Annotated in this window: 22 protein-coding genes and 1 riboswitch; of the genes, 15 read left to right on the top strand and 7 right to left on the bottom strand. The window is 67.0% G+C overall.

Translation table 11 applies throughout. The features are described from left to right. The first annotated feature begins 205 nt into the window (after positions 1 to 205). The 3 genes from DWF00_RS15225 to DWF00_RS15215 are packed head-to-tail and all read left to right on the top strand — an operon-like array spanning position 206 to position 2,806. A complete protein-coding gene (locus tag DWF00_RS15225; protein ID WP_114829520.1) occupies positions 206 to 1,504 on the top strand; it encodes a TRAP transporter large permease in 1,299 nt (432 codons plus the stop codon). Further along, a complete protein-coding gene (locus tag DWF00_RS15220; protein WP_114829521.1) occupies positions 1,501 to 2,010 on the top strand; it encodes a TRAP transporter small permease in 510 nt (169 codons plus the stop codon). The genes DWF00_RS15225 and DWF00_RS15220 overlap by 4 nt, the downstream gene beginning before the upstream one ends. Positions 2,011 to 2,035: 25 nt before the next feature. Next, positions 2,036 to 2,806 carry an SDR family NAD(P)-dependent oxidoreductase gene (locus DWF00_RS15215; protein ID WP_114829522.1) on the top strand — a complete coding sequence of 257 codons (771 nt, stop codon included), beginning with the start codon at positions 2,036 to 2,038 and terminating at the stop codon, positions 2,804 to 2,806. Positions 2,807 to 2,972: 166 nt separating this feature from the next. Here the strand turns inward: DWF00_RS15215 and DWF00_RS15210 are convergent, their stop codons facing one another. The 3 genes from DWF00_RS15210 to DWF00_RS15200 all read right to left on the bottom strand — a co-directional run bounded on the left by DWF00_RS15210 (position 2,973) and on the right by DWF00_RS15200 (position 6,722). Beyond that, entirely contained in the window at positions 2,973 to 4,514 is a 1,542-nt protein-coding gene (locus tag DWF00_RS15210; RefSeq protein ID WP_114829523.1) for a cation:proton antiporter, read from the bottom strand. Positions 4,515 to 4,744: 230 nt separating this feature from the next. Further along, entirely contained in the window at positions 4,745 to 5,512 is a 768-nt protein-coding gene (locus DWF00_RS15205) for an SDR family oxidoreductase (RefSeq protein ID WP_114829524.1), read from the bottom strand. Positions 5,513 to 5,522: 10 nt separating this feature from the next. Beyond that, complete coding sequence (locus DWF00_RS15200) at positions 5,523 to 6,722, bottom strand: mandelate racemase/muconate lactonizing enzyme family protein (RefSeq protein ID WP_181832657.1); 1,200 nt, start codon at positions 6,720 to 6,722, stop codon at positions 5,523 to 5,525. A gap of 220 nt (positions 6,723 to 6,942) precedes the next feature. On the opposite strand from DWF00_RS15200, the gene DWF00_RS15195 reads away from it, so the two are divergent. The 12 genes from DWF00_RS15195 (at position 6,943) to DWF00_RS15140 (ending at position 18,378) form a co-directional block, all read left to right on the top strand. Next, positions 6,943 to 7,707: a GntR family transcriptional regulator gene (locus tag DWF00_RS15195; protein ID WP_114829526.1), complete on the top strand. Its 765-nt coding sequence runs from the start codon at positions 6,943 to 6,945 to the stop codon at positions 7,705 to 7,707. Between the two features lie 24 nt (positions 7,708 to 7,731). After that, a complete protein-coding gene (locus DWF00_RS15190; RefSeq protein ID WP_114829527.1) occupies positions 7,732 to 8,715 on the top strand; it encodes a 2-hydroxyacid dehydrogenase in 984 nt (327 codons plus the stop codon). A 71-nt stretch (positions 8,716 to 8,786) separates the two neighbouring features. Next, positions 8,787 to 9,593 (top strand): transporter substrate-binding domain-containing protein, encoded by an 807-nt coding sequence (locus DWF00_RS15185; protein WP_114829528.1) that lies wholly within the window; start codon positions 8,787 to 8,789, stop codon positions 9,591 to 9,593. 260 nt (positions 9,594 to 9,853) lie between these two features. Next, positions 9,854 to 10,513, top strand: a complete 660-nt coding sequence (locus tag DWF00_RS15180) for an amino acid ABC transporter permease (RefSeq protein WP_114829596.1) — start codon at positions 9,854 to 9,856, stop codon at positions 10,511 to 10,513. After that, entirely contained in the window at positions 10,513 to 11,166 is a 654-nt protein-coding gene (locus DWF00_RS15175; protein WP_114829597.1) for an amino acid ABC transporter permease, read from the top strand. Before DWF00_RS15180 ends, DWF00_RS15175 begins: the two co-directional genes overlap by 1 nt. After that, positions 11,147 to 11,887 (top strand): amino acid ABC transporter ATP-binding protein, encoded by a 741-nt coding sequence (locus DWF00_RS15170; RefSeq protein WP_114829529.1) that lies wholly within the window; start codon positions 11,147 to 11,149, stop codon positions 11,885 to 11,887. Before DWF00_RS15175 ends, DWF00_RS15170 begins: the two co-directional genes overlap by 20 nt. Before the next feature lie 294 nt (positions 11,888 to 12,181). Continuing rightward, positions 12,182 to 12,946, top strand: coding sequence for a FadR/GntR family transcriptional regulator (locus DWF00_RS15165; RefSeq protein WP_181832658.1), 765 nt, complete (start codon positions 12,182 to 12,184; stop codon positions 12,944 to 12,946). Further along, positions 12,940 to 13,485, top strand: a complete 546-nt coding sequence (locus DWF00_RS15160) for a TRAP transporter small permease (RefSeq protein WP_245973961.1) — start codon at positions 12,940 to 12,942, stop codon at positions 13,483 to 13,485. Before DWF00_RS15165 ends, DWF00_RS15160 begins: the two co-directional genes overlap by 7 nt. Then, on the top strand, positions 13,482 to 14,765 hold the full coding sequence (locus DWF00_RS15155) for a TRAP transporter large permease (protein WP_114829531.1): 1,284 nt from the start codon (positions 13,482 to 13,484) through the stop codon (positions 14,763 to 14,765). Before DWF00_RS15160 ends, DWF00_RS15155 begins: the two co-directional genes overlap by 4 nt. A gap of 35 nt (positions 14,766 to 14,800) precedes the next feature. Then, positions 14,801 to 15,817 (top strand): TRAP transporter substrate-binding protein, encoded by a 1,017-nt coding sequence (locus tag DWF00_RS15150; protein WP_114829532.1) that lies wholly within the window; start codon positions 14,801 to 14,803, stop codon positions 15,815 to 15,817. A gap of 228 nt (positions 15,818 to 16,045) precedes the next feature. Continuing rightward, positions 16,046 to 17,164 (top strand): mandelate racemase/muconate lactonizing enzyme family protein, encoded by a 1,119-nt coding sequence (locus DWF00_RS15145; protein WP_114829533.1) that lies wholly within the window; start codon positions 16,046 to 16,048, stop codon positions 17,162 to 17,164. Between the two features lie 8 nt (positions 17,165 to 17,172). Continuing rightward, entirely contained in the window at positions 17,173 to 18,378 is a 1,206-nt protein-coding gene (locus DWF00_RS15140) for a mandelate racemase/muconate lactonizing enzyme family protein (protein ID WP_114829599.1), read from the top strand. Between the two features lie 176 nt (positions 18,379 to 18,554). Here the strand turns inward: DWF00_RS15140 and DWF00_RS15135 are convergent, their stop codons facing one another. The 4 genes from DWF00_RS15135 to thiO are packed head-to-tail and all read right to left on the bottom strand — an operon-like array spanning position 18,555 to position 21,583. Continuing rightward, entirely contained in the window at positions 18,555 to 19,352 is a 798-nt protein-coding gene (locus DWF00_RS15135) for a thiamine phosphate synthase (protein WP_114829534.1), read from the bottom strand. Continuing rightward, the gene (thiG, locus tag DWF00_RS15130; RefSeq protein WP_114829535.1) at positions 19,349 to 20,125 is read right to left on the bottom strand and encodes a thiazole synthase; all 777 of its coding nucleotides are present in this window, start codon (positions 20,123 to 20,125) and stop codon (positions 19,349 to 19,351) included. Before thiG ends, DWF00_RS15135 begins: the two co-directional genes overlap by 4 nt. A 1-nt stretch (position 20,126) precedes the next feature. Then, entirely contained in the window at positions 20,127 to 20,339 is a 213-nt protein-coding gene (gene thiS, locus DWF00_RS15125) for a sulfur carrier protein ThiS (RefSeq protein WP_114829536.1), read from the bottom strand. After that, positions 20,336 to 21,583 carry a glycine oxidase ThiO gene (thiO, locus tag DWF00_RS15120; RefSeq protein WP_114829600.1) on the bottom strand — a complete coding sequence of 416 codons (1,248 nt, stop codon included), beginning with the start codon at positions 21,581 to 21,583 and terminating at the stop codon, positions 20,336 to 20,338. Before thiO ends, thiS begins: the two co-directional genes overlap by 4 nt. A 56-nt stretch (positions 21,584 to 21,639) precedes the next feature. Continuing rightward, positions 21,640 to 21,770, bottom strand: a riboswitch (TPP riboswitch). Positions 21,771 to 21,797: the final 27 nt, after the last annotated feature.

The raw sequence follows: 21,797 nt of genomic DNA, 5'->3' as shown, positions 1-21,797 counted from the left end.
GGACGGAGCGAAGCGGAGCTCCGGGATCCATCGTAAAGCTCCGGAGCCCCACGATGGATCCCGGAGCTGCGCGGCTCCGCCGCTTGTCCGGGATGACGCGGAGAGGTCTTCGCTCAACTGGAACATGCTCTGCCAGCGGCAGGCATCGTCATGACCGGAGCGGGCTCGCGCGCCGGTTTGCTCTTCTCTCAAAGCAACCGGCCTCATGCTGATCACGTCGATCCTGCTCTCCGTCTGCGTCGTCATCCTGCTCGGCATTCCGATCGCCGTCGCGCTCGGGCTCATCGCCGCGGTCACCATGGCCGCGACGGTTGGGCCCGACCTGCTGATCATCTTCATCCAGCGCACCTATGCCGGCACGACCTCGTTCCCGCTGCTGGCGATCCCGTTCTTCGTGCTCGCCGGCAACCTGATGAATGTCGGCGGCACCACCGAGCGCATCTTCCAGGTGGCGCAGCTCTGCGTCGGCCGGATTCGCGGCGGCCTCGCCCATGTCAACGTCATCGGCAGCGTGATCTTCGCCGGCATGTCCGGCTCGGCCGTGGCGGACGCCGCCGGCATGGGCGTGATCGAGCACCGCGCCATGACCAAGGCCGGCTATTCCGGCCGCTTCGCCGCGACGATCACCGCGGTGTCCTCGACCATCGGCCCGATCATCCCGCCGAGCATCCCCTTCGTCATCTATGGCAGCCTGGCCAATGTCTCGGTCGGCGCGCTCTTCCTTGCCGGCATCATCCCCGGCCTGCTGATGGCGGTGGCGCTGATGGCCGTCATCGCCGCCGTCGCCAAGCACATGAACCTGCCGCGCGGCGACGCGCTGCCGCCGTTCCGCGTGGCTGCCGGCATCATCGCCAAGGCCGGCCCGGCCCTGCTGCTGCCGCCGACCATCCTGCTGGTCATCTTCACCGGCATCGCCACGCCGACCGAGGCGGCGGTGGTCGCAGCCGCCTACGCCTTCATCCTCGGCCGCTGGATCTATCGCGAGCTCGGCTGGAACGACACGGTCGAGGTGCTTTGGGACACCGCCCGCCAGACGGCGCAGGTGATGTTCATCATCGCCGTCTCCGCCCCCTTCGGCTGGGTGCTGATCCAGCAGCAGATCCCCAACGCCATCCTCAACGCCTTCCTCTCGATGTCCTCCGAGCCCTGGGTGATCCTGCTGATCATCAACGCGGTGCTGCTGCTGCTCGGCATGTTCATCGAGGGCATCGCCATCATGATCATCGCCTATCCGGTGCTGCTGCCGATCATCCTGAAGATCGGCGTCGACCCGATCCATTTCGGCGTCATCCTGGTGCTCAACATCATGATCGGCCTGGTGACGCCGCCCGTGGGCCTGTGCCTTTACGTCGTCGCCGGCATCGCCAAGGTCTCGATCGCCGATCTCACGCGCGAGATCTGGCCCTATGTGCTGGCTCTGGTCGGCGTGCTCATGCTGATCACCTACATCCCGGCCATCTCGCTCTGGCTGCCCAACCTGCTCGGCTACGGAGTGGCGCGATGATCCCTGACCTGCTCAAGGCCGCCGATCGCGGCGTCGCGATTATCTGCAAGTACGCAGCGATTGCCTGCTTCCTGGCGCTGTTCGTGCTGCTCGGCGCCGCGATCATCCTGCGCCTCCTGCCGCTCTTCACCATCCAGGGCTATGACGAGATCGTCGAGCTGCTCTTCATCTGGATCGTGATGCTGACCTCGCTGGCGCTCTGGCGCGAGGGCGCGCTCTACCGGGTGATGATCTTCGAGGACCTGCTGCCGCATCAGGCCCAGCGCGCGCTCGAAATCCTGATCAACCTCGCCATGCTCGCCTTCGCGCTGATCCTCGCCTTCTATGGCTGGGAGTTCATGCAGATGTCGGGCGAGACCACGCCGTTCCTGCGGCTCGACAAGGGCTGGTGGTACGCCGCCATCCCGCTCTGCGGCGCGCTGATGGCGTTCTACAGCCTCGTCTGGCTCTGGCGGGTCATTCGCGGCCAGGCGGCGCTGGAATCGACCGCGACGCTGATCGGCTGAGACCGAACTGAAGAGGACGAACGAGATGGCACGTCTGAGCGGCAAGGCCGCGATCATCACCGGCGGGGCCGGCGGCATCGGCGCGGCGACGGGCGAGGTCTTCGCCTCGGAGGGCGCCAAGGTCGCGCTGGTGGATATCGACGCCGGCGCGCTGGCCGAGGTCGCCGCGCATATCCGCAAGCAGGTTCCGAGCGCGCAGGTGCTGGAGATCGCCCGCGATGTCGGCCGGGAGGCCTCGGCCGCCGCCATCGTCAAGGAGACGCTCGATGCCTTCGGCAGGCTCGACATCCTCGTCAACAATGCCGGCATCCGCTCCTACGAGCCGCTCGACGAGGCCAAGGCCGAAACCTGGCAAAAAATCCTCTCGGTCAACCTGCTGAGCTACGCCTATCTCGCCCGCGAGGCGCTCCCCGCCCTGCGCCAGTCCGGCAAGGGCGCGATGGTCAACATCTCCTCGACCCACGCCTACAACCCGCGCGCCGGCATGGGCCAGTACGACGTCGCCAAGGCCGGCATCATCTCGCTGACCAAGACGCTCGCCTTCGAGGAGGCCGAGCGCGGCGTGCGCGTCAACGCCGTCTGCCCCGGCCTGACGCTGACGCCGTTCCACGTCCGCCGCTTCGCCGCGACCGGCAAGACCGAGCACGACCTGCGCACCGAGAAGGTCGACCACAACATCCAGCGCCGCTGGGCCGATCCGAAGGAGGTCGCCTGGCCGATCCTCTGGCTCGCCTCGGACGAGGCCTCGTTCATGACCGCCTCGGTGATCATGGCCGATGGCGGCACGCGGGTCTGAAGCTCCACGAGAGCCGCCCGGAACCACAGCCCTCATCCTGAGGGGCGATCGCAGATCGCGTCTCGAAGGATGCTCCAGCGATCACTGTCGGAGCAAACTGGAGCATCCTTCGAGACGCCGCTTCGCGGCTCCTCAGGATGAGGGCTGAGGTTGGACCAAGCGGCAATCAGCTCTCCTCGATCTCCACCCAGTCCGGCGGCGAAGCGGCAAGCTCGATCCAGTCGAGCTCCTCCTGCATCGCGTGGAAGACGTCGTCTTCGATCTCGCCGCTGCGCCGCATCGCCGCGAGCTTGGCCCGCTTGGCGGCAATGCCGTCCCGGCACAGGTCGTTGATGTCGCCGACAGAGCGCGGATGCAGCCCTTTCTCGGCCGTGGCGCGGTCGCTGAGATAGGCCTCGCGCAGGTGCTGGGCCGCATCGCTCTCATTGCCACCGAGCTCGCCGAGCGCCGCATCGAGCAGCGCGAGCCGGGTCTTGGTCACCGCTTCGTCGAAGGATTCGTCCGGCGCGAAATTCAGCAGCGTGATCAACGGCCCAAGCGTCAGGCCTTGCAGGATCAGCGTGCCCAGCACGACGGCGAGCGCGCTGAGCAGGATGAGGTCGCGGCCGGGGAAGCCCATGGGCAAGGCCAGCGCAGCAGCCAACGTCAGCACGCCCCGCATGCCGCACCAGCCGACCAAAATGCCTTGCGCCAGGGTCGGCGGCGTCAGGGGTCCCAGCAGTCGGGGCCAGTAATTCACCAGCCTGTTGTAGAAGAGCACCCAGACCAGCCGAACCGCGATGGCGATCAGCAGCACGATCCCCGCGAAGCTGAGGGCCGGCCAGAGCTGGTCGAGATCGTGCCTGAGGATGATGGCGCGCGCCTGCAGCCCCATCAGCAGGAAGGCGAGCACGTTGAGCAGGAAGACCACGACCTCCCAAATCGCGTAGGAATGGATCCGGTCATGCGGCGATTGCCGCTCCGGCCCATAGCGCGCGAGCGTCATGGCGAGGGCGACCATCGTCATGACCGCGGAGAGATGCAGGCGCTCGGCGATGATCCAGGCTCCGAAGCCCGCGACGAACTCGAGCAACCTGCCGCCGAGCGTGCCGGCCAGGTGCGGCGCGATCATCAGGTAGCAGCGCGCGAACAGGATGCCGAGCACGACGCCCCCGGGCACCGCGATGGCGATGCCGAACATCTGCGCCGTCGAGGTCTCGGTCGAGGTCGCAGCCACGACTGCCGCGCTGAAGATCAGCAGCGCCACCGCGTCGTTGAACAGGCTCTCGCCCTTGAGCACGGTCACGGTCCGGCGCGGCAGGGCGAAGCGGCCGAGCATGGCCGTGGCAGCCGCGGCATCGGGCGGTGCGACCAGCGCGCCGAGCGCGATCGCGGCCGCCAACGGCAGCCCGACGATCGCCACGCCGGCCCAGGCGACGGCCGCGGTGGTCAGCACCACCGCGATGGCGGCGAGCGCAAAGAGCGGCAGCCAGAAGCGGCGCGCCTCCCGCGGCGCGAAATCATAGGCGGCATCGAGCAGCGCCGGCGCGATGAACAGCGCCAGCGCAAGCTGCGGATCGATGGCGATATCCGGCGCCCAAGGCAGCGCCGCGACCAGCACGCCAGCCAGCGCCAGCATGGTCGGATAGGGAACCGAGAGCCGGCGCGAGACCTGGAGCAGCACGATCGCCACCAGCACCAGGATCAGCATGTTCTCGAACAGGGCCATGGCCGGAACGTCCCGCGTGAGGAGCTATATCTCGCGGTAGAAGATCAGGCGGCCATGGCGCAACAGCTCGTTCATGAATTTGGTGAAAACCTCACCGCGTCATCCTGGGCAAGCGCAGCGCAGTCCCGGGATCCATCGTAAAGCTCCGGAGCCCTACGATGGATCCCGGAGCGGCGCGGCTTCGCCGCTTGTCCGGGATGACGGGCGTGTTTCCGGCGACCAGGCGAGACCTACAGCACCGCCAGCATGCCGCCATCGACATAGATGATCTGGCCGTTGACGTAGTCCGAGGCCGGCGAGGCGAGGAACACCGCCGCGCCGATCAGCTCCTCCGGCTTGCCCCAGCGCTTGGCCGGCGTGCGGCCCTTCACCCAGGCGTCGAACTCGGGGTTGTCGATCAGCGCCTGGTTCATGTCGGTGATCATGTAGCCGGGGCCGATCGCATTGGCCTGGATGCCGCTCGCGGCCCATTCCGCCGCCATCGCCTGGGTCAGCAGCTTGATGCCGCCTTTCGAGACCGTATAGGGCGCGACCGTGGCGCGGGCGAGCGCCGAGGTCAGCGAGCCGATATTGATGATCTTGCCGTAGCCCCGCGCGATCATGCGCTTGGCCGCCTCGCGGCCGATGACGAAGGCACTGGTCAGGTTGGTGTCGAGCACGCGCTGCCAATCGGCAGTCTCCAGCTCGACCATCGGCTTGCGGAACTGGATGCCGGCATTGTTGACGAGGATGTCGACGGCGGTCCCGGCCGCATCGAGCGCCTCGAAGGCGCTGACGACCTCGGCTTCCGAGGTGACGTTGAAGGCCACGGCATCGGCTTGATGGCCGGCCGCGCGGAATTCCTCGACGGCCATCGCGACGCGCGCCGGATCGGTGCCGTTGACCAGCACCTTGGCGCCGGCCTTGGCGAGACCCTCGGCCATGGCTCGGCCGAGGCCGCGCGAGGAGCCGGTGACGAGCGCGGTGCGGCCAGTGAGATCGAAAAGCGGGTTGCTCATGGGCTGATCCTCAAAGGCTGGTGCGACGGACCGTCAGGTCCGAGCGCTCGAAGACGGCGGGCAGCAGCTCGGTGCCGAGGCCCGGCCCCTCCATCGGCAGGACGTAGCCATCCTTCATCACCGGGATCTCGGTGACCAGCTCCTTGTACCAGCCGGTGTAGAAGGCCCGCACCGATTCCTGGATCAGCGTGTTGGGCTGGCTGAACGAGGCATGCACCGCCGCGGCGAAGCCGACCGGGCCGATGCAGTCATGCGGCGCGAACGGGCGGTGATAGGTCTCGGCCATCGCCGCGATCTTGCGGCCTTCCGTCAGGCCGCCGGTCCAGCACAGGTCGACCATCACGACATGCATCGCGTCGCGGTCGAGCATGTCCTTGTAGGGAAAGCGCGAGCCCAGCGTCTCGCTGGCGCAGACCGAGACCGTCGTCGAACGGGCGTATTCAGCCAGCGCCTGCGGCGAGGTCATCCGGATCGGGTCCTCGTACCAGGTCGGGCTGTAGGGCTCGAGCGCCCTGGCGATCTTGATCGCGGTCGGCAGGTTCCAGAGCGAGTGGAACTCGACCATGATCTCGATCTTGTCGCCGACCGCCTTGCGGATCTTCTCGAAGGGCTCGATCGCCTTCTTCATCTGCTCGGGCGTGATGGAGAGGCCCTGGTTCTCGATCGCGGGCGGGTCGAACGGCCAGATCTTCATCGCGGTGATGCCGCTTTCGAGCAGGCTCTCGGCCACCGCGTCGGCGCGGTTCATGAAGCCGTCGAGGTCTTCGTAGGGGCCATCAGACTCGCCGAGGTTCCAGGTCGAGACCGGCTTGATGTTGTGCGAGCGCACGTATTTGTAGCCCGCGCAGGTGTTGTAGATGCGCTGCTTGTCGCGACAGAGGCCGCCCAGCATCTGGTGCACCGGCTGGCCGCAGACCTTGCCGAACAGATCCCAGAGCGCGATGTCGACCGCCGAGGTTGCCCGCGATTCCACCCCGGTCGAGGCCTGGGCCATCGGCAGGTTGGTCATCTCCTTGTGCAGTGCCTCGATATGCAGCGGGTTCTTGCCGAGCAGCCGCATCGCCAGCGTGTCGTGCAGGTGCGATTCAACAGCACCCGCGCCGTAGAAGGTCTCGCCGAGGCCGATCACCCCGGCATCGGTGTGCACGCGCACCCAGAGCACATTGGCGAACTCCTCCGTCCGCAGCGTTTCGATCGCGGTGATCTTCAAAGCCTGCCTCCCTTGCAAAGCCTGCCTCCCTTGGCGGCGCGCGTCCTTCATCAGCCGGGACTGTGGAACGCTGCGATTTTCTGTCATGCTGCCGGCCTCAAGCACTCTCGGCGGCGCGGAACGAGGCGACCATAAGGGCGCTTGTAAAATATCACAATACGATTATTGTCTCTTCCAGAGCCGGGCCGGAGAACGAGCCTAGCCATAGAGGAAGCGTAAGATGGCCAAGGGAAGGAGCCAGCCGCGGCTGGTCGAGATCGGCGATACCGACGCCCCGAAGAAGCGCCGCAACCGGATCAACTTCTTCGAGCTCGCCTATCAGCGCCTCGAGGAGATGCTGGTCCGCTGCGAGCTCAGGCCGGGCCGCTTCCTCACCATGCAGGACCTTCAGGATGCCACCGGCTTCGGCCGCACGCCCGTGCACCACGCCGTCAACCGCCTCGCCGCCGACACGCTGATCGTCATCCGCCCGCGCCACGGCCTCCAGATCGCGCCGATCGACCTCGCCCGCGAGCGCGTGCTGCTGCGGCTGCGCCGCGACATCGAGCGCTTCGTCATCCAGCTCGCGGCCGAGCGCGCCAGCCAGTCGGACCGCAACCAGATGCTGCACATGGAGCGCCTGCTGCGCGAGAAGCGGGACTCTCTCACGCTCGCCGAGTTCAACACGCTCGACCGCAAGATCGACCAGATGATCCTGGCGGCGGCAAGCGAGCCTTTCCTCGAGCACACGCTGCGGCCGCTGCACACGATCTTCCGGCGCATCGGCTTCATCCATCACAGCTTCACGTCAGGCGACAGCAATCTCGACGGCACCACCGATTGCCATATCGCCGTGCTGAACGCGGTCGCCAACCGCCATGTCGAGCGCGCCGTCGCGGCCTCCGACGCCCTCGTTGCCTTCGTCGACGGCATGTTCGACGTGATGGAGGCCAGGATCGACCCCTCTCTTTTGGACTGCAGCGTCGAGCCCCTGCTCGGCGCCTGACTAAACGGAAAGCCTGCTAGCCCCATGCGTATCGTATTCCACGGCGAGAACGCCGCCTCCTTCAGCAACGGCTTCGCCGAGCTGCTCGACGCCAAGGCCGATATCCGGGTGCTGCCGGACGTGCTCTCGGGTGCCGATCGCGAGGCCTATGCCGCCGCCGACGTGATCGTCGCCACCAAGTTCGACGCCAGCCTGCCGGTGCCGCCCGGGCTGAAGCTCTTCCACGTGCCGGGCGCCGGCTACGACGCCGTCGACCTCGCCGCGCTGCCGCCGGCGACCACTCTCTGCAACTGCTTCGGCCACGAGCAGGCCATCGCCGAATACGTGATGAGCGCCCTGCTCGCCCGCAACATCCCGCTCTCTTCAGCCGATACCGACCTGCGCAAGGGCCAGTGGACGTATTGGGCCGGCGCGCCGGAGCGCGTCCATGGCGAGATCGCCGGAACGACCATCGGCCTGCTCGGCTTCGGCCATATCGGCAAGGCGATCGCGGCGCGCGCGAAAGCCTTCGAGATGAAGGTCGTCGTCGCCAACCGCAGCAAGGTCGCGACCTCCGCCCTGGTCGACCGCGCCTTCACGCTCGACCAGCTCGACGAATTCTGGGGCTCGGCCGATGCCATCGTCGTCTCCGTGCCCTTCACCGACGAGACCAAGGGCATCGTCGGCACGGACGCCCTCGCGAAGATGCGGCCGGACGCCGTGATCATCAATGTCGGCCGCGGCCCGACCATCGACGAGGCCGCGCTCTACGAGGCGCTGAAGCAGAAGACGATCGGCGGCGCGATCATCGACACCTGGTACCAGTATCCGGGTCCCGGCCGTGCGAACCCGCAGCCTTCGGCTCTGCCATTCCACGAATTGCCCAATATCGTCATGACCCCGCACATGTCAGGCTGGACCACCGGCACGATCCGGCGGCGGCAGCAGACGATCGCGGACAACGTCGGTCGCCGCCTCAAGGGCGAGGCCTGTATCAATGTCGTGCGCGAGGGCCGCAACACGCCTTGACGCTCTCCATGGAACCGGACGCGACGAAGCCGGATCACAACGAAAATAAGCCGGGAAACAAGGAACGACCCATGAAGTTCTTCAAACACCTCAAGACCGCCGCGGCCGTTCTCGCCCTTGGCGGCAGCCTTCTCGCCATGGCCGGCCAGGCCTCGGCCCAGAGCATCACCGACATCGTCAAGCGCGGCTCGGTCCGCATCGGCGTGCTGATCGGCGCCCCGCCCTACGGTTCGGTCGACTCGCAAGGCAACGCGATCGGCTACGATGCCGACGTCATCGCGCTGATCGGCAAGTATCTCGGCGTCAAGGTCGAGCTGGTGCAGCTCACCCCGCCGGCCCGCATCCCCGCGCTGGAAGCCAACAAGGTGGACTTCCTCGTCGCCACGCTGGCCCCGACGCCCGAGCGCGCCAAGGCGGTGATGTTCTCGATCCCCTACAGCGCCTTCCAGACCGGCATCTACGCCAAGAAGGGCGTCGCCATCAAAACCTGGGACGACCTCAAGGGCCGCAAGGTCGGCGTCAACCGCGGCTCCAGCGTCGAGCGCGAGTTCACCAGCCGCGAGAAGGAGCTGAACCTCACCATCCTGCGCTTCGAGGACGACGCCACCACCATGCAGGCGCTGTTCTCCGGTCAGGTCGAGGCCATCGCCGGCCCCGACGCCCAGGCCAACGCCGCCATCAAGGCGCGCGGCGAGACCGAGACCGAACTCAAGTTCGTCTTCGGCATGCAGCCCAACTCGATGACCATGCGCAAGGACGCCTACGAGCTGCGCCAGTGGCTCAACAACTTCATCTACTACGTCAAGCAGAACGGCGAGCTCGACGCGATCTCGCAGAAGTGGGTCGGCGGCCCGCTGCCGCCGCTGCCGACCTTCTGATCCGCCTGGGGATCGAACGGAAACACAGCCCTCATCCTGAGAAGCCGCGTCAGCGGCGTCTCGAAGGATGATCCAGCGCCCTCTGAAACATCCTTCGAGACGCGGGCTTGCAGCCCGCTCCTCAGGATGAGGGCTCGGGGCCTTTCCGCCGATCTCCAAAATATCGGCGCGACATAGTCCGTGTCGCGCCGGTGACCCTCGACCTCGAAGGCCGAAGGAGCGCGCCGTTGCTCTTCCAAGACGTCATTTCCAAATGGCCGATGATCCTGAACGGGGTCATGCTGACCATCGCGCTGTCCTTCGTCGCGATCGCGCTCGGCCTCATCCTCGCGACGCTGATGAGCGCGCTGCGCAGCCTCGCGGGCAGCTGGGCCGGCTACATCGTCGACGCCTATGTCGAGCTGATGCGCAACACGCCCTTCCTGGTCCAGCTCTTCATGATCTTCTTCGGGCTGCCGCAGATCGGCATCCGCATGAACGGCCTCGAGGCCTCGATCCTGGCGATGACGCTCAACCTCGCCGCCTATGCGACCGAGATCATCCGCGCCGGCGTCGACTCGATCCACAAGTCGCAGGTCGAGGCCGGGCTGGCGCTGGCGATGAGCAAGCGCCAGGTCTTCCAGTACGTCGTGCTGCAGCCGGCCTTCGCCCGCGTCTGGCCGGCGCTGTCGAGCCAGTTCGTGCTGATGATGCTGGCCTCCAGCATCTGCTCCTTCGTCTCGGTGCAGGAGCTCTCGGGCACTGCCGCGATCATCGAGCAGGACACGTTCCGCAGCTTCGAGACCTACATCATCGTCACCATCATCTACCTCGTGCTGGCGCTCTCGCTGAAGCTCTTCCTGAACTGGCTCGGCCGCAGGATCTTCCCCCAGGTCTCCGGGCTCGCCCGCGTCGCCGAAGCGCATGGGGAGGCCGCCTGATGCAGACCTTCGGTTGGCCCGAGGCCTATTTCATCCTCCGCTCCGCGAGCTGGACGCTGGCGCTCACCGCCATCGCCTTCGTCATCGGCGGCATCTTCGGCGGCGTCTTCGCCATCATGCGCCTGTCGCGGATCAAGCTGCTGCGCCGCTTCGCGGCCGGCTACATCCTGGTGATCCAGTCGATTCCCGTGCTCATGGTGCTGTTCATGAGCTATTACGGGCTGTCTGCCGTGGGCATCGAGCTGCCGCCCTTCCTGGCGGCCTCGGCCTCGCTCGCGATCTACGTCTCGGCCTATCTCGCCGAGATCTGGCGCGGCTCGATCGAGTCCGTGCCGCGCCAGCAATGGGAGGCCTCAGCCTCGCTGGCGCTGACGCGCGGCCAGCAATACCGCTACATCATCCTGCCGCAGGCCGCGCGCATCTCGCTGCCGCCCACGGTCGGCTTCCTCGTCCAGCTCGTGAAGAACACCTCGATCGTCCAGGTCGTCGGCTTCGTCGACCTGATGCGCGCCGGCATGCTGGTCAACAACGCGACCTACCAAGCCTTCCAGATCTTCTCGCTGGTGGGGGCGATCTACTTCGCAATCTGCTTCCCGCTCTCCCGGCTCAGCCGACATCTCGAAAAGGTGATGAATGCCAGCCGTAGTCATTGACGAAGTCCACAAGAAGTTCGGCACGCTCGAGGTCCTCAAGGGGGTCTCGCTCAGCGTCGACGCCGGCCAGGTCGTCGCGATCATCGGCCGCTCCGGCTCGGGCAAGAGCACGCTCCTGCGCTGCATCAACGGACTGGAGGTCTTCCAGGCCGGCCGCATCGAGGTCGCCGGCCATACCGTCGACCAGGATCCCAAGCGCCTGCGTGAGCTGCGCAAGGATGTCGGCATCGTCTTCCAGAGCTACAACCTCTTCCCGCACCTCACGGTCGGGCAGAACATCATGCTCTCGCCGCGCATCACGCAGGGCGTCTCCAACGCCGATGCGATGACGCTGGCCAAGGACGTGCTGGCCCAGGTCGGCCTCTCCGAGAAGTTCGATTCCTACCCGGACAACCTCTCCGGCGGCCAGCAGCAGCGCGTCGCCATCGCCCGCTCGCTGGCGATGCGGCCCAAGGTCATGCTCTTCGACGAGGTCACCTCGGCGCTCGATCCGGAGCTGACCGGCGAGGTGCTGATCGTCATGGAGAAGCTCGCCAAGGCCGGCATGACCATGCTGCTCGTCACCCACGAGATGAACTTCGCCCGCACCGTCGCGGATACGACCGTGTTCATGCACCAGGGCAAGATCTGGGAGAGCGGCCCCTCGAAGCAGCTCTTCGCCGCGCCGGAGACGTCCGAGCTGCGCAACTTCGTCAACGCTGGGGTGTCAGGCGTGCACTGAGGCGCGGCCGCCGAACGCCGCCGCGCCGGAAAGCGCGCTCCCCTTCTCCCCCTGCGGGAGAAGGTGGCTCGGCAAAGCCGAGACGGATGAGGGGTCGCGCGACGGTTACCGTGCAAAGCTTCAACCAAACTCAGCGATAGAGGGCAGCGCGACCCCTCATCCGGCCCTGCCGGGACACCTTCTCCCGCAGGGGGAGAAGGGAAGAGAGCGGCGCACCAGGTCGTCCCCCCTGAGTCCATAGTCTAATCGCGACCCAGGCTTGCCGGTCATTCATCGTATGATATGACCTTCGGCATGAGCCGCCCGTCGAGTTTCCATGCGCATCTGGTCGACCGCCTCGGGCGGATGATCGTCGCCGGCGAGATCGGCCGGGGCGGCACGCTGCCGCGCGAGGACGAGCTCGCCCAGCGCTTCGAACTCAGCCGCACCGTCATCCGCGAGGCGACCAAGACCTTGCAGGCGCTCGGCCTGATCGTCACCGGCCCGCGCGTCGGCTCCCGCATCCAGCCGCTCTCGTCCTGGCGCCTGCTCGACCCGCAGGTGATGGAGTGGCTCAGCGATGCCGACATGGCGAGCGGCTTCGAGCGCGACCTGCTCGAATTGCGCAGCATGATCGAGCCCGCTGCCTGCGCCTTCGCGGCCGAGCGCGGCAGCTCCGAACAGGTCGCTTCCATCATGGCCGCCCTCGCCGGCATGGTCGGCGCGCCGGACCGGGCCATGCACGAGGCTGCGGATTTCCGCTTCCACGACGCGGTCCTGCGCGCCTCCGACAATATCCTGCTGGTCCAGCTTTCGCCGATCCTGCACGCCATGCTGAAGGCCTCGTTCCGGCTGTCCATGCATGATCCCGTGCGGATCCAGGCCTCGATCACGCTGCATCGCGACGTCGCGAACGCCATCGCCGGGCGCGAGCCCGATCAGGCGCGCGCGGCCATGGTCGTCCTGCTCAAGAGCGCGCAAGCCGATATCGAACAGGGCCGGCGCCGGTCGAAAGCCGCCGCCGCCCGCCCGACGACAAGAAACCCGCCAAGAAATCTCAAAAGGAGCGCTCAATGCTAGCAACGGCCGAGCGATGGGTCTTACGCGCGCTTGAGGCCATCCTCGTCATCCTGCTTGCCGGGATGGTGGTGATGGTCTTCGGCAATGTCGTGCTGCGCTATCTCTTCAACTCGGGCCTCGACCTGTCGGAGGAGCTGTCGCGCTATTTCTTCGTCTGGCTGACTTATATCGGCGCGGTCGTGGTGATGCGCGAGAACGGCCATCTCGGCGTTGACACCTTCGTCGGCACGCTCGGTCGCAACGGCCGGCTGGTCTGCATGGTCCTCAGCGACCTGATCATCCTGATCTGCTGCGTCATGCTGCTCGACGGCACCTTCAAGCAGCACGAGATCAACGCCTCCTCCGTCGCCCCCGTCACCGGCCTGAGCATGAGCTACGTCTACGGCGTGCTCTACTTCGCCGGCATCGGCATCGGTCTGATCACGCTGGCGCGCCTTTACCGGGCCCTCACCGGAAAGCTCGCCTCCTACGAACTCGACGAGTTCGTCGGCGACTACAGCAACAGCCCCTCGCGCGACCTGAAGGGGCACCTGGAATGACCGTCGCCATCTTCCTGTTCTCGCTCTGCGGAGCGATGGCGCTCGGCATGCCGATCGCCTTTGCGCTGATCGTCTGCGCGGTCTGCCTGATGTTCTGGCTCGGCGTCTTCGACACCCAGATCATCGCCCAGAACATGATCGTCGGCGCGGACTCGTTCCAGCTGCTGGCGATCCCGTTCTTCCTCCTCGCCGGCGAGCTGATGAATGCCGGCGGCCTGTCGAAGCGCATCGTCAACTTCGCGCTCTCGCTGGTCGGCCATCTCCATGGCGGCCTCGGCTACGTCGCGATCTTCGCCTCGATCATCATGGCCTCGCTCTCGGGCTCGGCCGCGGCCGACACCGCCGCGCTGGCCTCGATCCTGCTGCCGATGATGCGCCAGGCCGGCTACGACACCGGCCGCTCCGCCGGCCTGATCGCGTCGGGCGGCATCATCGCCCCGATCATCCCGCCCTCGATCGGCTTCATCGTCTTCGGCGTCGCCGCCAACCTCTCCATCACCCGGCTCTTCCTCGCCGGCGTCGTGCCCGGCCTGCTCATCGGCCTGTCGCTGGTCATCGCCTGGTTCATCGTCTGCCGCCACGACAAGATCACCGTCTTGCCGCGCCGCACCGGCGCCGAGCGCTGGAAGGCGACCTGGGACGGCTCGCTCGCGCTGCTGATGCCGATCGCCATCCTCGGCGGCATCCGCTTCGGCATCGTCACGCCGACCGAGGCCGCCGTCGTCGCCACCGTCTACGCGCTCGTGGTCGGCATGTTCGTCTATCGCGAGCTCAAGCCGAAGGACCTCTACAAGGTCACGTTGATGGCGGCGAAGACGACCAGCGCCGTCATGCTGCTCGTCGCCGCCGCAGTCGTCTCGGCCTGGCTGATCACCCAGGCCAACATCCCGGCCGAGCTCACCAGCATCCTCGCGCCCTTCATGGACAACAAGACCGTCCTGATGATCATCATCATGCTGCTGGTGATGGTCGTCGGCACGGCGCTCGACTTCACGCCGACGGTGCTGATCCTGACGCCGGTGCTGATGCCGGTGATCAAGCAGGCCGGCATCGACCCGATCTATTTCGGCGTGCTCTTCATCATCAACAACGCCATCGGCCTGATCACGCCGCCCGTCGGCATCGTGCTCAACGTCGTCTGCGGCGTGGCGCGCATCCCGATGACGCTGGTGATCAAGGGGGTCTGGCCCTTCCTGGTCGCCCAGTCGATCATGATGTTCCTGATGATCCTGTTCCCGCAACTCGTGACCGTTCCGCTCGCCTGGCTGAGCGGTCGCTGATCCCAACCCACAACAAGGCAAACAGGGAGAAAGCCATGTTCAAAACCCGTCTCGTCTCGATCCTGGCCGGCGTAGCCCTCGCGGCGCTGGCCGGCACCGCCGCCCAGGCCCAGATCAAGGAGCGCAACATCCGCGTCTCCAACGGCATCAACGAGGACCATCCGGTCGGCAACGGCGTCGCCAAGATGAAGGCCTGCATGGCCGACAAGTCGGGCGGCAAGCTCAAGCTCCAGGCCTTCTGGGGCGGCGCGCTCGGCGGCGACCTGCAGGCGACGCAGGCGCTGCGCGCCGGCACGCAGGAGATGGTGATCACCTCCTCCTCGCCGCTGGTCGGCATCATGCCCGAGCTCGGCGTCTTCGACCTGCCCTTCCTCTTCAGCAACGAGAAGGAGGCCGACACCGTCCTCGACGGCGCCTTCGGCAAGTACATCTCCGACAAGCTGCCGGGCTTCGGCGTCGTCAACCTGTCCTACTGGGAGAACGGCTTCCGCAACCTGACCAACTCGAAGCGCGCCGTCTCCAAGGCCGACGAGCTCACCGGCCTCAAGGTCCGCGTGATGCAGAACAACATCTTCCTCGACAGCTTCAAGAGCATGGGCACCAACGCCACCCCGATGGCCTTCGGCGAGGTCTTCGCCGCGCTGGAGACGCACGCGATCGACGGCCAGGAGAACCCGCTCGTCACCATCGACACCTCCAAGCTCTACGAGGTGCAGAAATACCTGACGATGACGCGCCACGCCTACACTCCGTTCCTGGCGCTCTATTCCAAGAAGCTCTGGGACCAGCTCTCCGCGGAGGAGCAGACCATCCTGACCGATTGCTCGATCGTCGGCCGCGACGAGGAGCGCCGCGTCTCGCGCGAGCTCAACGACAAGTCGTTCGAGAACCTGAAGAAGCAGGGCATGCAGGTCTCCGAGGTCGCGCCAGCCGAGCTGACGAAGATGCGCGAGGCGACCGCCGCCGTGTACCAGCGCCACGAGGCGACCATCGGCAAGGAGACGATCGAGCGTCTCAAGGCCGACCTCGCCAAGATCCGCGGCACCAACTGATCGGAAGGCCCGCATCGTGACTTGCGATGCACTGGAAGCAGATCACGTCGTCCCGGGTGAGCAGCGCAAACCCGGGCCGGCGAGATAGGCTTCGATCAAGGCTATTCAATCCGCGTCATTGCGAACGCAGCGAAGCAATCCAGGGGCCTCACGCACTCCCCCTGGATTGCTTCGTCGCTGCGCTCCTCGCAATGACGATCAGTCGGCCGGATCACTTAAGGTTCAACAATGAAAATTGCCCGTATCGAACCCTTCATCCTGCACATCCCGGTCACTGGCGGCTCGATCGCCGACTCGACCCACCGCATCAGCCATTGGGGCGTCGTCGGCACGAAGATCGTCACCGAGGACGGCCTTGAGGGCTACGGCTTCACCGGCACCCATGCCGATCTGCCCTCCGACCGCCTGATCACCTCCTGCATCCGCGACTGCTACGCGCCCTTGCTGATGGGCGAGGACGCCTCCGAGATCACGCGGCTCTGGCTCAAGCTCGCCCGCAACCCCGCCCTGCAATGGGTCGGCCGCGCCGGCATCACCCAGCTCGCGCTCGCCGCCGTCGACGTCGCGCTCTGGGACCTCAAGGCCAAGAAGGCCGGCGTGCCGCTCTGGCACCTGCTCGGCGGCGCCACCAAGCAGAAGCTCGACGCCTACAACACCGATATCGGCTGGCTCTCGATCCCCAAGGACGAGCTCGTCGAAGGCGCCCGCATGGCGGTCGAGCGCGACGGCTTCCGGCGCGTCAAGATCAAGGTCGGCCATGCCGATATCGGCACCGACATCCACCGCCTGGAAGCCGTGCGCCGCGCCATCGGCGACCATGTCACCATGGCGATCGACGGCAACGGCAAATGGGACCTGCCGACCTGCAAGCGCTTCTGCGCCCGCGCCGAGGGGCTCGACATCCTCTGGTTCGAGGAGCCGCTCTGGTACGACGATGTCGGCTCGCATGCGGCGCTGGCAAAGTCGACCTCGATCCCGGTCGCGCTCGGCGAGCAGCTCTATTCGCTCGACGCCTTCCGCGCCTTCATCGCCGCCGACGCGATCCATTACGTCCAGCCCGACGTGACCCGCCTCGGCGGCATCACCGAATACATCCAGGTCGCCGAGCTGGCGCTGGCCAGCCGCCTGCCCGTCGCGCCCCATGCCGGCGAGATGAGCCAGGTCCATGTCCACCTCTCCTACTGGCACCAGGCTACGCCGCTGCTGGAATACATCCCCTGGATCAAGGACGCCTTCGTCGAGCCCGCCAATGTCGTCGACGGCTATTTCCTGCGGCCACAGCGTCCCGGCGCCGGCACCACGCCGACGGCAGACGCTATCAGCCGCTACGCCAAGTCGATCGCTTGAGATTGAAGATGAAGATCACAGCCGTCGAAACCATCCGCCTGACCGAATTCGGCAATCTCGTCTGGGTCAGGCTCCACACCGATGAAGGGCTCGTCGGCCTCGGCGAGACCTTCATGGGCGCCGCCGCGGTCGAGGCCTACCTGCACGAGAGCGTCGCGCCGAAGCTCCTGGGCAAGGACCCGCTCCAGATCGAGGCGCGCAATGCCAGCCTGAACAACTATCTCGGCTGGCGCGGCTCCGGCGTCGAGACGCGCGGCAACTCCGCCGTCGACATCGCGCTCTGGGACATCTACGGCAAGGCGATCGGCCAGCCGGTTTCGGTCGCGCTCGGCGGCAAGACCCGCGACACGATCCGCACCTACAACACCTGCGCGGGCTACAAGTACATCCGCGACGCCCGCTCGCAGGCCGTCGCCAACTGGCATGTCGGCGAGCAGGGCGGCCCCTACGAGGACCTCGAAGGCTTCCTCTACCGCGCCGACGAGCTTGCCCACTCCCTGCTGGAGCAGGGCATCACCGGCATGAAGATCTGGCCCTTCGACATCGCCGCCGAGCGCACCGCCGGCTGGGACATCTCGCCCCAGGAGCTCAACACGGCGCTGGAGCCCTTCCGCAAGATCAGGAAGGCAGTCGGCGACAAGATGGACATCATGGTCGAGTTCCACTCGCTCTGGAGCCTGCCCATGGCGAAGAAACTGGCCGAGCGGCTGGCCGAGTTCGACACCTACTGGCACGAGGACCCGTTCCGCCTCGACAACGTCCACGACCTCGGCGAATACGCCCGCCACTCCAAGGCCTGGGTCTGCGCCTCCGAGACGCTGGCCTATACCCACTCCTTCCGCGACTACCTGGAGACCGGCGCGGCGGGCGTGGTGATGCTCGACCTGTCCTGGTGCGGCGGCCTCTCGGAAGCCCGCAAGATCGCCGGCATGGCCGAGGCCTGGCACACCCCGGTGGCGCCGCATGACTGCACCGGTCCGGTGGTCTACGCGGCCTCCTGCCACTTCTCGCTGCACGCCCGCAACGCGCTGATCCAGGAATCGGTGCGGGCCTTCTACACTGGCTGGTACACCGAGTTGGTGACCGAGCTGCCCAAGGCGGAGAACGGCATGATCACCATGACCGACAAGCCGGGGCTGGGCCTGGAGCTGCTGCCCGGCATCGAGGAGCGCCCGGACTCGATCGTGCGCTTCAGCCGGGTCGAGGATCTCTGAGCCGGCCGTCCTCCTCCGGACGGGCGCAAACAGCCCGACCGGGCGAGCGGCTCTCTTCCCTTCTCCCGTGCGGGAGAAGGTGCCGCGGCCGCGGCGGATGAGGGCCGAACGGCAAACCAGTGAAACGGAAACAGAGCCGTGGTCAGCTCACGGCTACAGTGTCTGACGTCCGGCCCTCACCCTGCCCTCTCCCATCCGGGAGAGGGTTCCCCGCGCGAGCTGGAGGACCGTAGTGCTTCCATATAGCGACGCACGACCGCAGCCGGATCGTCTGCCCGCATCACCTCGCCCATCACCGCGATACCTGCGGCGCCAGCTTCCAGACACTGCGCTGCCCGCTCCGGCGTGACACCGCCGAGCGCGATGATCGGAACGCCAAGCTTGGCCGCGCGCTCGATTGCAGCCAACCCTAAAGCCGGGCCATAGCCCGGCTTACTCGCCGTCTCGAAGACCGGGCTCAGCGTGACGTAATCGGCTCCCGCTGCAATGGCTGCACGGATATCCGCCTCGCCATGTGCGGACATGCCAAGCAACGCCCTGACGCCCTCCCCGTCATGCTCGGCCTTGTGCCGAGCATCCACGTCTTGCAACGCTGGCGGTGGGCGCGGGCTTTCGATTAGCGACACGCCCAGCCCATCCCGCGCAAAGGCGTGGATGGTCGGGACAAGCCCGACCATGACGGGGGAGGCAATCTTGCCCGTTTCCAACATGGCGGATGACAGGTGCACGCCCGACGCCCCAACCTCCGCCGCCAGCCCGGCATCCCCGCCAATCGTCAGCACCGCCCCGGCCGCTTCGGTCAGCCGCAAGAGCCGCTGCGCCAGCTCCCTACGCTCACCGGCCTCAAGATCGCGATCACGCAGCCACACCCACCGCGCCCCGCCCTCGAGCGCAGCCGCGACCACCTCCTCCAGCGGCCGCCGCGCCTGATGCCGGTCGGTAACCACGAGCAACCGGTCGGGCAGCGCCCTCACGAACCGACCAACCCGAGCTGCGGGCTCGACGGCTCGGCCCGGCCGCGCCTTGGGATGCGCCCCGCCATCCGCGCCTCGTACCCCGCCTCGACCGCGTGGCGCATGGCCCGCGCCATCCGCACCGGATCATCCGCCTTCGCCACGGCCGTATTGAGCAGCACGCCGCTCGCCCCGAGCTCCATCGCGATCACCGCATCCGAGGCCGTGCCGATCCCGGCATCGACGATCACCGGTACCGGCGAGCGAGCGCAGATCAGCTCCAGATTGGCGGGATTGGCGACGCCCATGCCCGAGCCGATCAGCGAGCCCATCGGCATCACCGCCGCCGCGCCGAGATCGGCCAGCCGCGCGCAAATGACCGGGTCGTCGTTGCAATAGGGCAGCACGACGAAGCCGCGATCCACCAGCTGCCGCGTCGCCTCCAGCAATTCGCCGACATCGGGATAGAGCGTTTCGCGGTCGCCGATGACCTCGACCTTGATCCAGTTGGTGCCGAGCGCCTCGCGCGCCAGTTCGGCCGTGAGGATCGCGTCGCGCGCCATCTCGCAGCCGGCCGTGTTCGGCAGGAAGCGCCTGCCCGCGAGCAGCCGCGCCGTGTCCGAGCCATGGCCCTGCAGCGAGATCCGCCGCAGCGACAGCGTCACCAGATCGGAGCCACTGGCCTCGACGGCATCGAGCATGATGCGCTGATTGGGATAACCGGCCGTGCCGATGAACAGCCGGGAGGACAGCTCCACCCCGGCGATGACGAGGTTTTCAGTCTTTGCGGGCATATCAGCCTCCCGAGAACGCGCGGATGATCTCGACCTGGTCGCCGCTGGAGAGCGGCGTCTGCGACCACTCTGTGCGCCGCACCACCTCGCCATTCAGCGCGATGGCGAAGCCCTGCGGGCCGGACAGCTCAAGCTCGGCGGTCTCTTCCTGCCAGAGCGCCGCGAGGTCCTTGGCCGCGCTGTCGCGGTCCTCGCCATTGACGATGAGTTTCATTCTGCAGCCTCTTCTTGCGTGGACGCATTTTCTTGACGCGAACCGGTCTCCACTTCGCTTGAAAATGCTTTGATGGCCGCGAAGCGGGCCGCGCCGAAATGCGCCGCCGGCCCCGTGATGCGGTTGTCGGTGATGAGTTCTTCGAGCGCCGCCGCCGTCACCGGTGCGAGCAGATAGCCATTGCGGTGATGCCCGGTCGCGACCAGCAGGTTGGCGATGCCGGTCTCGCCGAGGATCGGCGCATCGTCGAGCGAGGTCGGGCGGAAGCCGGTCCAGATCGCCTCGACCGGCATCTCCTCGATCGAGGGTAAGGCGCGGCGCGCGCCGTCGAGCAGGGCATAGACGCCGCCGGCGGTGACCGTGTCGTCAAAGCCACGCTCCTCCATGGTGGCGCCGACGATCAGCGTGCCGTCGCTCTTCGGCGCGAGATGGACCTGCTCGGTCCAGACCACGCGCGAGAGCCCGCCGGTCTCCGGCGTGCTGCGCAGCGCCAGCGATTGGCCCTTGAGCGGGCGCACGGGAATGTCGAGCCCCGCGAGCTTCGTCCAGGCGCCGCCGGCCACGAGCACGACCCGCGCCTTGCAGACACCGCCCGGCGTCACGACGCCGACGGCCCGCCCGCCGGCCAGCTCCGGCTCGGCCTCGCAGCCCTCGACCAGATGCCCGCCGAGCGCGAGATAGGCCTGCCGCAGCGCCGCCATCACGCGCGGCGGATCGACCTGGTGATCGTCGGGGCAGAAGATGCCGGCGATCACCGAGGGCCGCAGACCCGGCTCCAGCGCCCGCGCCTCCGGCCCGCCGAGCCATTGCGCCGAAAGCCCCACCCGCTTCTGCGCCTCATGCCGGAAGCGCAACCGCTCGACCTCCTCGCGCCCGAGCGCGACGAGCAGCACGCCATCACTGCGATAATCGATCGATAGCCCGCTATCGGCCTCCAGCTCGCGGGCAAAGCCCGGCCAGAGTCGCTGGCTCTCCAGCGAAAGCGGCACATGCTCCTCGCCTCCCGGCTCCAGCTCGGCGGCGGCGGCGAGCATCCCGGTTGCGGCGAGGCTGGCGCCCTGCCCGGTCGTGCCGCGCTCGAACACGGTGACGTCGAGCCCGCGCCGCGCCAGCCGCCAGCCGATCGACAGGCCGATCAGCCCGCCGCCGATGATGGCGATATCGGTCTGGGCCGGAATCACGGGCACGCCGGCTGGCGAGCCGATCTCCGCCCGGCGAAATGTGGTGTGTGGCGGGCCTCTCATCGCAATCTCCTCGCCCGGCTTGGGGAAGGAGTTCTGCAACCCGTGGGGCTGCCGGCGCGTGCCGCGAAATCCAATCCCTCCGCCGGTATGAACCGGATCAGGTTCGAAGGATTTCCGCGCGCTTTCCCGGTTGCCCGGTCTGCCAGCGGTTTCTCAGCCCCTTGCCGGGGATCTCCCTGGAATGCGCGCAGTCTGGAGCAGAGCAGGCCCGGGC

Source organism: Allobosea caraganae, from assembly GCF_003351345.1.
GTDB classification, from domain to species: domain Bacteria; phylum Pseudomonadota; class Alphaproteobacteria; order Rhizobiales; family Beijerinckiaceae; genus Allobosea; species Allobosea caraganae.
This window is presented reverse-complemented; position numbering and strand designations above follow the sequence as displayed.